General features: G+C 64.2%; 4 protein-coding genes and 1 pseudogene. 3 read left to right on the forward strand and 2 right to left on the reverse strand.

Features of this window, described 5'->3' with window-relative positions; genetic code table 11:
* The first annotated feature begins 199 nt into the window (after positions 1 to 199).
* From AB0I12_RS35995 to AB0I12_RS36005, 3 genes are all read left to right on the forward strand, one after another.
* Positions 200 to 9,409, forward strand: a complete 9,210-nt coding sequence (locus tag AB0I12_RS35995; RefSeq protein WP_359938728.1) for a DNRLRE domain-containing protein — start codon at positions 200 to 202, stop codon at positions 9,407 to 9,409.
* Complete coding sequence (locus AB0I12_RS36000; protein WP_359938731.1) at positions 9,406 to 9,810, forward strand: hypothetical protein; 405 nt, start codon at positions 9,406 to 9,408, stop codon at positions 9,808 to 9,810. Before AB0I12_RS35995 ends, AB0I12_RS36000 begins: the two co-directional genes overlap by 4 nt.
* Before the next feature lie 268 nt (positions 9,811 to 10,078).
* Positions 10,079 to 10,597, forward strand: a complete 519-nt coding sequence (locus AB0I12_RS36005) for an SMI1/KNR4 family protein (protein ID WP_359938734.1) — start codon at positions 10,079 to 10,081, stop codon at positions 10,595 to 10,597.
* A gap of 697 nt (positions 10,598 to 11,294) precedes the next feature.
* On the opposite strand, the pseudogene AB0I12_RS36010 reads toward AB0I12_RS36005, so the two are convergent.
* Positions 11,295 to 11,537, reverse strand: a pseudogene (locus tag AB0I12_RS36010) (leucine zipper domain-containing protein); the annotation flags it as partial.
* A gap of 717 nt (positions 11,538 to 12,254) precedes the next feature.
* Positions 12,255 to 12,974: an FCD domain-containing protein gene (locus AB0I12_RS36015; RefSeq protein WP_359938737.1), complete on the reverse strand. Its 720-nt coding sequence runs from the start codon at positions 12,972 to 12,974 to the stop codon at positions 12,255 to 12,257.
* Positions 12,975 to 13,302: the final 328 nt, after the last annotated feature.

A 13,302-nucleotide genomic window follows, 5' to 3' on the forward strand; every position in this document is an offset into this window, starting at 1 on the left:
GGGTCCGCCGTTGTGGCCAAGGCGTTTCAGCAAAGTCCACTAGCACGTCGGGAGCGGGCTGCGCCGGGTATCCGCGTGTCGTCTGCAACAACGTGCAACGGGGTTGTGTCGGAGCGTGTTTGAAGGATAAAAATCAGGCGTCTCTACCGGTGCCGCGGGGGCTGCGCTGGTTCTCCGCCCCTCCCCAGTTGGAGTCTGCATGCGCCGCGCCCGCAGGTTGCTGACGTCTGCCCTCGTACTGTCTCTCCCCGCCTCACTCGGGGTTCCCGCCACCGCGCTGGCGCATCCACAACAGGTCGCGCAGGTCGCGGTACCGCAAGTAGCTCGTGCTGCTGTTGGTCCGCTGGCCGCACCCGCGCCTGCCCGTGTGCTGAACGCCTCGACCACAGCCGCCGCGAGTGGGAAGCCGACGCGCGTGCGGGAGCTCGAGGAGCGGCGTACCACCTCGTCGACGAGCTACCGGATGTCGGACGGCACGACTCAGGTCGAGCTGTCCACAGAACCCGTGCACTACAAGGATTCCAAGGGCAAATGGCAGGACATCGATACCAAGGTCACGGCCGGCACGGGTGCCGATTCCTTCGAAAACGCGAAGAACAACTTCCGCACACGCTTCGGCAAGTCGAGCGATCGGCTGCTGACGTTCGAGTCCGACGGCGAGTCGATCGGTCTTGGTGCCGCGGGTGAGAAGCGGGCGCTGACGCCGGTGGTGAAGGACTCGTCGGTGGCGTTCCCCGACGTGTTCGGGACGGCGGACGTGAGGTACTACGTGTCGCGCACCGGCGTGAAGGAAACCGTCGTACTGACGGCTCCCGCCGACGCCGCGGACGAGTACAAGTTCGAGCTGCACACCAGCGGTCTGATCGCGAAGGCACAGCCGGACGGGTCGATCGGCTTCTTCAAGAAGAACGATGATGAGCGCCCGAAGTACGTGATCCCGGCGCCGAACATGTACGACTCCTCGGCCCAGAACCAGCTCGGCCAGCCGGGCTACTCGGACAAGATCACGCAGACGATCAGTCAACAGGGCGGCAAGACGCTGCTGATCCTGAAGCCCGACCAGTCCTGGCTCGCGGCGAAGGAGCGGGTTTACCCGATCGTCATCGACCCGACGATCGTCGTCGTACCGGACCCGACGGCCGCCCAGGACACGTCGATTTCGCAGGCCAACGCGAGCACTCCCTATGGCACGAACCCAACCGTGCTGGTCGGCGACGACGCGAGCCACAACACCTGGCGCGGGCTGGTGAAGTTCGACACGTCGATGATCCCGGCAGGTACGACGATTCGCTCGGCCGACCTGAACATGCACTACGGCGCGACGTTCGGGTCGGACACGACGACGCTTCCTTTCGTCGCCTTGAAGGCCAACAAGGCCTGGACGGAGACGACCGCAACTTGGGCGTCGATGAATACGTCGTTCGACGGCAGTTATGCCGTGAACCGGGTCGTCGTGGACGACCAGGACACGTTGTCGACGTCGTACGAAGGTTTGTGGGAGGACCAGAGCAACGCGAACGCGGTGAACGGCTGGCTCTCCTACGCGCCGAACGGCACGACGCCGGATGCGTTCACGTGGGATGCCCGAGTGCCGAGCGCGGGTGACTACCTGGTCGAGGGCCACTACTTCCAGGCGTCGTACCGCGGAAGTCCGACGGTCACGATCACCGGCGACGATCCTTCCGCGCCGCTGACGACACCGTGGAACCAGACGACCGGATCGGCAACGGGCGCCTGGTACTCGTTCGGAACCGTACACACGGCGCCGGACAAGACCGCGCGCGTCCGGATGGTGCGCGACACCTCGTCGGCCACGACCCCGATCGCGGACGCCGTCCGCTGGACCAGGTACTCGACGCAGACGAAGCAGCCCGGCCAGCGCGACCTGTGGCATTCGTTTGCCCTAGGCACCTTTGTTCAGTCCTGGGTGGACACCCCGGCGTCCAACAACGGCGTGATGCTGAAGCTGGTCGACGACGTCACTGCTCCGCCGGTCGGTGGTCTGTACTACAGCGCGAGCGAGACGGCGTACGGCGATGAAACGGCCGCGCGGCCGAACCTGGTCGTCACCTACGACGAGCCCGGTGTCACGTTGAACGCGCCGACGACGATCCACGCGAGTGGTCCGGAGCTGACGTGGAGCAAGTACGTCGATCCGACCACAAGCGAGAGCGACAACCTGGTCGAGTACCAGATCTTTCGTGGATGCCAGGCACTGCCGGGCGGCAAGTGCACGAACCCGGTCGGTGAGTACTTCCACAACGCCAACCCGCAGGACCTGACACTCGTCGGGACCGTGGCCCCGGACGTGACGTCCTGGACAGATCAATCAGCGAAACCTTCGGCGGTTTCTGCCAACAATCCGGACCCCGCGACCTACAACTACTGGGTGGTGGCTCGCACGGTAGCGGACCAGGCGAAGCCACAGAACGGTCGGGCGGCGTCGAACGTGCAGACGGTCACAATGCCCCGCGAAGGCCGGATCGTACGCTCGTTCTCCGGCGACCCCGTCACAGGAATTCCCGACACGACGCTGAGCTCGCTGAAGCCGGACGACAACCTGCCGCGTCCGGACGGCGTCGCCGCGAATACCCGGTTCTGGATGCAAGTCGGCAACAACCACCCTACGTACGGCGACGAGCGTGCGGTGTTCAAGTTCGATACGGCCGCGGTGACGCAGGGAACACAGGTGACCGATGCGCGGGTGGAGCTGTTCTCGAACTACGGGTCCGGCAGCGGGCAGGCCGACTTCGACCTGCACGCGCTGACCCGCGACTTCGCCGAGGATTCGGCAACGTGGAAGCAAGCGGCGTCGACGATCAATTGGACAGCTGCAGGCGGCGACTACGACGCCACGACCCTGGCCTCTGTCCGTCCCGACGACAATGCGCAGCGGCTCACCTTCGCGAAGCAGGAGCTCACCGACAAGATCCAGGCGTGGGTCGCCGACCCCGGCGCCAACCACGGATTCCTGCTGAAGACACGGGACGAGGCCGCGAGCCAGCAGCTGCTCAGCATCACCAACAGCGAGTCACCCGACGCACTCTTCCGGCCCCGTCTGTGGGTCGAGTCGCTGGTCAAGAACGACGCTCAGGCCTACGAGGCCGACCAGTTGCCTGAGCGGTTCGCCCCGAACACCACGATCACCACGCCGGTCACCGTGACGAACACATCGAACGCGGACTGGCCGGCCGGATTGCGCCTGTCCTACCGGTGGGCCGATCCGGAGACCGGCGAAGACCTCACGGTCGAGGGCGATCGCCTGGAGAAGCCCCTTCAGAAGGCCTTGGCCCGTGGCGAGTCGGAGATCGTCGATCTGCCGGTCCGAGCACCGATCCAGTCCGACACCGGCACGAAGCGAATGCTTTACGACCTGTTCCTGGACCTGCGCTGGAACAACCCGGGCAACAACAACGCTCTGGAGTGGTTCTCGGCGACCCATCCACCGTCCGCCAACATCACCCCGCCGACGCAGGGTTGCGCCGTTGTGAAGTCCGGTCTGCAGTGCGTCGAACGGTACGTGGAGGATCAGGACCCCTCGTCGAGGTTGGGGCTCGAGAAGTTCCTTTCCTACACCGGCGAGGAGACCGGCGGGGGTCCGCAGCTGCTGACGAACCTCTTCAGCGGCAACGTGGTGTGGTCCTACGACGCGATCTCGGATCGATCGATCGGTCCGTCGGCCTTCGTGCGGCTCGCCTACAACAGCATGGACGGCGGCGACAGCGGCGCGGGTTACGGCGTGTCGGTGCAGGCCTCGACGCTGACGCGGCTCGGCAGCAAGCTGTCAGTGCCGTCCGGGCAGGGCGGCGAGCCCAACGAGATGTCCTTCGTCGACGGCGACGGTACGACCCAGCTGTACAAGATCGCGAGCCAGACGACCGAGGAGACGATCTACCGGCGACCACCGGGTGTCGCGCTCGACCTGAGGCGTGACAAGTCTGCGGATGCGGATGAGGCCCATGAGTGGGTCTTCAGCCGGCCGGACGGCACTCGGTTCTTCTTCAACGGCGACACGGGTCTGCAGACCTCGGTCGTCGATCGCAACGGCAACACGATGACGTTCGAGTACGACGCCGCGCGCCGGCTGACGGCGGTACGCGACGCCACCCGGCAGGATCCGGTGCTGACGCTGGGGTATGCCGGTTCCGACACGCACATCGCCTGGATCCGCGATCTCTCCGGGCGGGCGCTGAAGTTCACCTACAACGCCACGCAGCAGTTGGTGAAGCTCGAGGACGGCGGCCCGTTCACTGCCGCCACGGCGAGCTTCGATGCCGGCGCGCAGGTCAAGACGTTCCTGCTCGGCTACACCGAACAGTCGACCAACAGCAACGCGAAGCTCAACTCGATCAAGGACCCGCGCAACGCCGAGACGAGGATCGAGTACTACACCTCGACGGAGACCTCGACCTACGCGCTGTGGCCCAAGCGCTACACCGATCGCCGCAACAACGACACGACGTTCTCGTACGACGGTCCTGATCAGGCATCGAAGGAGCGCGGCGCAACAGTCACCGATGTCAACGGCAGTACGCCGTCGGTGACGACATATCGGATGGACCCCTTCGGCCGTACCACCAGCATCAAGGACGCGAACGTCAACGCCGCCGGTGGCGCAGAGACGACCAAGCTCGGATGGGACCGCGACCACAACGTCGTCCGGCTCGAAGAACCGAACGGGGCGGTCTCGACGTGGGAATACGACCCGAACACGGGGTACCCGCTCAAGGTCCGCGACGCGATGGCGGTGAAAGCGGGGCTGGCCGGGGTCGTGATGAAGTACACGACCTTGACGACTGGTACCCGTCCGACGGTGCTGGACTCGAAGACGAGCGCGGCCGGTCGCATCGACTCGTTCACCTATGACGCCAACGGCAACCTCAAGACCGTCAAGAACGGTCTGGGCTACGGGCCGGCTTATACGTACAACGACAACGGAACACTCGCGACGGTCACCGATGCCCGCAATGGATTGACGAAGTACGAGAACTACGACGCGAACGGCTACCCGCAGTCGATCACCGAACCGGAGCTGGCGACCACGCTGTTCACGTACGACACGCGTGGCAACGTGGTCCGGGTCGTCGATGCACAGACCCGCGAAACGAAGGCCGAATACGACGCCTTCGGCCGTCCCACGAAGATCACCACGCCGTACAACGGCGTCGAGACCCGCACGACGGAGACGGCGTACGACCTCAACGACAACGTCACCAAGGAAACGGCACCGAACGGTGCGTCCACGTCCTACGCGTTCGATGCCGCTGACAACTTGTTGACAAAGACGTTGCCGGACAACAACGCCACCGGGCGGCAGATCGCGTACACCTACGACGTTCTGGGTCGCAAGATCACCGAGACCGCCCCGAAGGGTGTCGCGACCACCGCGGATCCGAACGACTTCGTCACCAAGTACAGCTACGACCGGGTCGGTCAGGTACTGAAGGTCGAGACGCCGTTCGTCGACACAGACGGCTCGACGAAGACCCCGACCACGACGTACGAGTACGACCTGGTCGGAAACCAGATCACAGTCATCGACCCGGTGAAGAACGCTTCCGCGGCGACCGACTTCACGTCGAAGACGGTCTATGACCTCAACCACCGGCCAACCGCCGTCACGGACGCGGCCGGCTACACCAGCAAGACCGAGTACGACGCCGACGGTCTGGCGACCGCGGAGATCACCGCCCTGGGCCATCGCAAGAGCACTGACTACGACGAGGCCGGCCAGCCGGTTGCGGTGCACGTTCCCCGGACCAAGATCGGAGAGCACCAGAAGGATCTGGTCACCAGGACGGCCTATGACGAGGCCGGCAACGTCACTCGCCAGACCTTGCCGAGTGGTCTGTACTCCGAAACCGTCTACGACAAGAACAACCGGCCGATCCAGAAGAAGTCCGCGTTCAATACGGCGACCGCTCTCTACAAGACGCCGTCGAGCACGTTCATCCAGTACTACCCGACCGGCGAGCTCATGGCCCAGTCCGAGCCGACGTTCGGCACTTCGGGCACGCAGTGGACAAACTTCACGTACTACGGCTCCGGTGACATCAAGACGTCCACTGATCCCTGGCAGATCACGACCAGCTACAGCTACAACCAGATCGGCCAGCAGACCAATCGCACCTTGACCGTGCCTGGCGACGACGCCAAGCGCACGCAGGCCTGGGGCTACTACCTGGATGGATCGCTGCAGTCGCGGTCGGACACGGCCTCGCAGCAGCCAGTTGACGTTGTGGACAATGCGGACACATGGGAGACCAGTTCGACCGGGACATGGGCTCCGGCCACGGGCGGCACGAACACTCAGGGCAACGACTATCGCACCCACGCCGCCGCGGCGGCCGGGACACCCGAGGCCAGTGACACCTTCAACTGGCGGGTCCTACCGGATGTCGCGGGGTCGTTCGACGTCTACGCCTCCTGTCCCGTTCGCACCGACGCCAGTACCTCGGCGACCTACACGATCAACCACTCGACCGGTGCTGCCACAAAGACTGTCGATCAGAAGGCATGCACCGCGGCCACCCCGTGGGTCAACCTCGGCAACTACAGCTTCCCGAACGGCGTCGCCAAGACGATCACGCTGAACCCGGCGACAACGGGCGTGGTGAGTGCGGATGCCATCAAGCTGGTCTCGACCAACCCGGTCGAGAGCCGGTCGTTCACCTACACCTACGACCTCAACGGCCAGCAGACGGAGATCAAGGACAACAACGCGAACGCGTTGACGGACACGTTCAAGGTCAGCACAGACGGCCTTGCCCGTACGACACAGGTCCAAGAGCTCAAGGCCGGGCAGGAGCTGGCAAAGACCGACTACACGTACGACCTGAACTCGAACATCTTGTCGACCTACGCCCAGCGGCCGCAGGGCGCCAACAACCTGCTCGTGAAGCGCTACACCGCCTACACCTGGGATGCGCGGAACCTGGTCGACACCGTCAAGGCCGGTGACACACCGACAGGCACGCTGGACACCTGGACCTACACGTACGACCCGCGAGGTCTGCGGTCGACGATCACCAAGCCGAACGGCAACGTCACGACGCAGACCTACCACGAGGACGGTCTCCTGCGGACGCTGGTCGAGAAGACCAGCGCGGCCAAGGGCAATCAGCTCGTCTCGTCGCACTCGCTGAAGTACACCGACGACGGCGACCGTGAGGTCGACACGGAGCGGCTTGACCAGCCCGGTTCGTCGAACTACCTCGATCAGGCGTCCGCCTACGTCTACACGCCGGCGCGGAAGCTCGAGCGGATCACCAGGACCGGTGTCGAGAAGGGCGACAACGAGTACTACGAGTACGACGCCGCCGGCAACATCAAGAAGCAGACCATCGGCGCCACGACATCGACGATGACCTACGACCGCAACCGGCTGGTCAAGACGGTCACCGGCTCGACGACGATGAACCACCGGTACGACGTGTTCGGCCGATCGACCACGACCGATGTAGGCAGCCAGGTCGTGGAGCAGAACGGATACGACGGTTACGACCGCCTGATCCGTCAGCAGAAGTTCGACACCGCCGGCACGGCGACCTTCACCCGCAACCAGACCTATGACCCGTTCGATCGGACGTCCTCCCAGTCCGAGAAGGTCGGCACCGCTCAGTCGATCAGCACCCGCTACACCTTCATCGGTCTCGACGATCAGGTCGCAGCCGAGGAGCAGAAGGACAGCACCGGTACCTACGAGGTGTCGAAGGCGTACGCCTACGGCGCCAGCGGTGAGAACCTTTCGCTGGTTGACACGCCGGTCAACGCCAGCACCACGAAGAAGGTGTTCTACGGCGTCAATCCGCACGGCGACGTCGAGTCGCTGACCGATGCCTCGACCGGCCTGACCACTTCGACGTACCGCTACACGGCGTACGGCCAGGCCGACAAGACCGGCACCACCGGCGACGACACCATCACCGGAACTCCGAGCACCGACGCCGACGTTGTGAACCCCTATCGGTTCAACGGCAAGCGGTTCGACGGGGCAACCGGCACTTACGACATGGGGTTCCGCGAGTACAACCCGAGCCTCAACCGGTTCCTGACTCGGGATCTGTACGACGGCGCTCTCAAGGACATGTCCCTCGGCGGGGATCCGTGGAACATGAACCGGTACGCGTTCGCCGGTGGCAACCCGATCAGCCGGGTGGAGTACGACGGCCACTTCAGTCTTGGCGGGCTGGTCAGCTCGGTCGGCGACGCAGTGGACAAAGTCGGCGACGCGGCGACGACCGTCAGCGATGCGGTCTCGGAGGCGTCTTCGGCGGTCGGCGATTTCGTCGTCGAGCACAAGGCGACGATCGCCGGGGTCGCGACCGGTATCGCGGTCGGGGCCGGGTGCATGGCCGCCACCGGTGGCGCCGGGTCGGTGGGTTGTGCGGCGCTGGCAGGTGCGGCCGGTAGCGCGGTCCAGAACGCGTTGGACGAGAAGGCCGACCACAGCGTCGGCGGCTACGCGAAGTCGATGGCCGGCGGTGCCGCGATCAACGTCGCCACACTCGGTGCGGGCAAGCTGCTGGCACCCGTGGCCTCGAAGCTGGCCGCTCCACTGAAGACAGCAGCCGGGAACGCGACCGGCAAGATCGCCTCGACCGCCAGATCGGCTATCTCGAAGTTCAAGGGCGGCTGTTCGAGCTTCTCCGGCGCAACGGTCGTCTTGATGGCCGACGGCACCGAGAAGGCCATCGAGGCCATCGAGCCCGGCGACAAGGTCCTTGCCACCGACCCGGACACCGGCGAACAGGTCGCCAAGGAAGTCACCAACGTCTGGGTCCACGGCGACACGCTCATCGACCTGGTCATCGACGGCGAGTCCATCACCACCACCGAGGACCACCCCTTCTACAACGCCACCGACGGCGACTTCCAATGGGCTGCCGAGATCGACCCAGGCGACAAGGTCCTCACCGACGACGGCCGCCTGGTCACAGTCCTCGGCCTCGACATCACCACCGCCCGCAACGCCCTCGCCTACAACCTCACCGTCCAAGGCATCCACACCTACCACGTAGGCCAACACCACATCCTCGTCCACAATGCGAACGCTGACGAGGTGTGCACGGTTGGTGCGAACGGGGCGCTCCGTAACTCGTTGGGCAGGTTTGCAAAGAACCCGAACAAGCCGCCGGCGCCAGCGAAGTCGTCAGTGCATGGCAACTCGCGTGCTAGTACCGCGCTCAACTACCTGTACCGACTGGAGGACAAGAACGGCAACCTGCTAAAGTGGGGCATAACGAATGATCTTGCGCGCAGGTATTCCCAGACTTTCCTCAAGGATAAGCAGTTGATTCCGATGACGAGTGGCACCCGGGATGAAATGTTGAATCTGGAGCGTTGGATCATCGAGCGTGACGCTGGTCCATTGAATCAGGATCGCTTCCTGAGGAACTTGCCGCTGTGACATCTGACGACGCATTTTCGCTTTCGATTGGAGCGGCTCTCGGCGATTCTGACAGGGAGAATCGAGCCTGGGGGGATGCGGCAATGGCGCTTGCGAGGCGTGTCGAGGTGGCCCGCACTGGCGTTCCCAGTCCGTTGAATGTCAATGTCGTCTTCCGTGTCGATGGCCGTCTGGTGCCGCTGGACTTCACGGGTGTGCGAACACGGCGCTTTAGCGCGCGGACATCAGATCTGCTGGTCCAGGCGGCTGTGCCGATTGGGCCAGCAGCGGACCGGGATGCTGTTCTGTTGCGCCTTCTGGACGAAGCCATCGAGGCTGCTGAGGCCTTCGCAAGGAAGAAGAAGATTGCCGAGAACTTAGCCGAGATACGCGGAATTGTTGCTAGCTTGTCGGGTTCATGATCACTTGGATCGAGGTCCTATGTCCGCTCTGGCGGAGGTTGATGTCGATGCCGCGATCGACTGTCGGCGCGGTTGTCGGGAGTGATCGCGATGGGCGGGTTTGATCGTCGCGTTGCAGCCGGGACCGTATGGGCGCCAGCGGGCGAGGATCTCTTGCTGGTTGATACGCCAGTTAACGCCAGCACGAAGAAGAAGGTGTTCGACGGCGTCAAGTCCTTACCGATGCTCCACAGGTCTCACCTCCTCGACGTACCGCGATAAGCGTGCCATGAGCGACATTACGCACGTGTTAGAGCTTCTCTCGGAAGCGCATCCGGCGCCAGAGGAGGTTCGAAGAGGCGCGACTGATGATGAGTTGGTGCAACTCGAGGTTGACCTCGGCACGCCGTTCCCGGCGGAGCTATTGGAATGGCTGCGCGCATGCCGAGGTACAACGGCAGGGCCTGGTGGGCTATACGGAGTGGGCAAGGATCCAGAGTGCCTGGATATTGCGTATATCCTGGATGGGTTTCCCGCCTGGCGTGCAAAAGGGTGGATACCCGTCGCCGGGGACGGCAATGGCAACTATTTCGTACTCACCTCCGAATCCAACGGGAATCCGGTCGGGTTTGTCGAGCCGATGGAGACAGAGGAGGAAATTCAGTTCTATGTCGCCTCTAACCTGTTCATTTTTCTGCGCGAAATACTGGCCAACGAGGTCGCCCGGACCGGATGGCCATTCGATGCCGCGTACATCTCAGGCGTCGATCCAGATTTGCTGTCCCTGAGTCCGCTGCCGTGGAGTTAGGCTCGATCGGGTGATCCGGCATCGCAGGACTACTCGGGGCGGGGCATGGACACGCTCCTCGCTGGCAAGGTCGGCCTTACTGAGGCGGTCCGACGTAGGTCCTGCTTAGAGCGATCGGCCCCGGGGGCCTGACCTCGCTCACGTTGCAGAGTTGAGTGGGGCCGCAGGTTCTCGAGCACCGGAAGGGGTGAGCTAGGGTGGAGGAGAACGGTGGGACGGACCTCAAACAGTTCTCTCCGACACGAGATCGCTGCACACAGGGACGAGTCGTGACGCAGTCCGATGCGCTCGCGCAGGCAGCGCATCCGCCGACGGTCCAGGCACTACGGAGAGCCTTCAAATTTCCTGACTGACGATGACCGCTAGGGTGACAAGCCGCCAACCCCTGAGTCACCATCCAGGACTCGGCCGTCATCGGGCCATGACAATCACACGGGATCGCGATATGACTTCGAAGGCCTATCGGTTCCCGCCCGGCTTGGAACGGCTTGTGCCGTATGCCGAGAGGTTCGGTATCGCTGATGATGTCGATCGCTGGAACAGAGTGCAGGAGGCCGGCTTGACCGAGCTGAATGCTCTTGTGGCGGCGATTGATGACGTCGATGGGAAATCATCTTCGGATGGCTGGAGGGGCCCGAGTCGGAGTCCCGGGATCCATCGGACGAATATGTCGCCGCGTCAGCACTGATGATGGCAGCAGGCTGACGATTCGCCGTACGACGCTCGGCGGGGTGCGGTTCGGCTGGTGGTGCGGGCGCGACGATCGGTCGGTCATGCCGGCCTCACCAAGCTCGCGGTACCGGTCGGCCCAGCGTTTCGCGGTCGGCCAGGACACCTGAAACAACTCGGCGGCCCGGGTGATCGGCCACCCGTCGTCGACGACCAGCCGCGCGAGCCGCAAACGGGCGCGAGGGGTCAAAGCAGCGTTAGCGTGGGACACGAAGACCTCCCGGTCGTTGGAACGGTTCCTAGACAGCTCCACTCCACGCCGGGAGGTCTTCACTCATCAAACACATTCACAACGTGTCGTCACACGATCTCGACCAACGTGCCTGGTCAGTACAGCTAGCTGTCGGACGGCGCCACCTACCTGTAGTCGCGAGAACGCGAGGACACCTTGACGGCGCTGACCGCACACACAGATGGACAGACTGCGGCGCCAGCAGATCCAGCGGTTCATGAGTGACAGAGATTGACTTCGATGACAGGCGGTGGGATCAGGATGTCCAGTTGGGAACCGGCGGTGTACCGCGGCGACGGGGCGTGGATCGGGATCATGCCGGACGGGCAGATCGGGGTCGGGGTGGAGTCGGAGGGTAGGGCTTCGCTTGCGGGATCCGGGTTCGTGCCCATGTGGCCCTTCCTGGAGAGTGGGCTTTCCACCGCTCTGGCTGCATTCTCCGAGCGATGGCCGAGTCTCGGCGGGGGAGGAATCTCAACTCCCGAGAGGCTCATTGAGTTGACGGTCGAGTCGGCTTGGCGATCTGGCCGTTCGTACTGGATGCAGCTGGCGGCGCCCTGGGCGATTGACATGTCTCGCCGCGACGGCTTCGGTCGACGAGTCGTCCTGGAACTACTCCGTGAAATGGCGGGCTCTGAGACTTTGTCGCCGGCCGTGCGAGACGAAGCGAGGCGTGCTTTGGACGTGTCGGCGCTGTCAGCCGAGGAAGGCTCGGAGTAGAGCTTCGGTGCCGGCTAGGTGTTCTTGCATGGCTTTGCGGGCGGCTTCGGGGTTGTTGGTGAGGATGGCGGTGACGATCGCCTGGTGCTGGGCGTTGGAGTGTTGGAGGTTGGGTTCCAGGAGGGGGATGGCGTCCAGGAGTTCGTTGAGGCGCATGCGGACGTCGGCCATGGCGGAGGTCAGGGAGGGGGAGCCGGTGACCTCAGCTATGGCCAGGTGGAGGCGGGAATCCAGGCGGCGGTAGTCGGTGAGGGTGGCGGCGTTGGTGTCGGCCAGGCAGTGTTGCAGGTGGTCGCGTTCGGCGTCGGTGAGGTCGCGGGTGGCGGCTGCTTCGGCCGCGCCGGTTTCCAGGGCCTGGCGGAGCGTGAGGGCGTCGTCCAGGCCGGCGGCCAGGTCGCGGGCCAGGCGTTTGGCCGACGTACGGCGGGGTTTGGGGAGCTGCTCGTTGACGAACGTGCCGCCGTACCGGCCGCGGCGGGACTCTACGTAACCGGCTTTGGTGAGGGCGTGGATCGCCTCGCGGAGGGTGACGCGGCTGACGTTCAGACGGGCGGCGAGCTCGCGCTCGGGCGGCAGGCGGTCGCCCGGCACGACGACGCCGAGCTTGATTGCCTGCAGCAACCGCTCGACCGTCTCCTCGAACGGGTTCCCGGCCCGCACGGGCCGGAACACCGCATCATCCGCCTGAACCACCATGCCCCCAGCCTACGGCCGAGGCCGGTATGAGCCGGGACCCGTCGGCGACGTGGCATGCACGGCGGCGGGCGCGCTGAACCGGCCGCGAGTTTGAGGGGTTCACCTCTGAGTTCGTCCCTTCATCAGCTGGATGCCGCAGGGTGAACGGGCAAGCCAGCCGGTGAACCTCTTAAATGGCGTCCGTTGGTGCGGCCGATGCGGGGCTGTTCCGCCACGTTGTACATGGCTTGGGGCTAGGGCGTGTCTGCTAAATCGTCGGGGTTGGGTGGTTGATGCTTGTTCGGTGCTGCGTTCGGGTGTGATTTCTGATGAGTTGTGGGCGGTGATT

Origin of the sequence: Kribbella sp. NPDC050459, assembly GCF_040655315.1 — a bacterium.
Classification (GTDB): Bacteria; Actinomycetota; Actinomycetes; order Propionibacteriales; family Kribbellaceae; genus Kribbella.

Coding starts and splice junctions, on each gene's coding strand:
- AB0I12_RS35995 (WP_359938728.1), top strand. CDS start 200: ATGCGCCGCGCCCGCAGGTTGCTGACGTCTGCCCTCGTACTGTCTCTC.
- AB0I12_RS36005 (WP_359938734.1), top strand. CDS start 10,079: ATGAGCGACATTACGCACGTGTTAGAGCTTCTCTCGGAAGCGCATCCG.
- AB0I12_RS36015 (WP_359938737.1), bottom strand. CDS start 12,974: ATGGTGGTTCAGGCGGATGATGCGGTGTTCCGGCCCGTGCGGGCCGGG.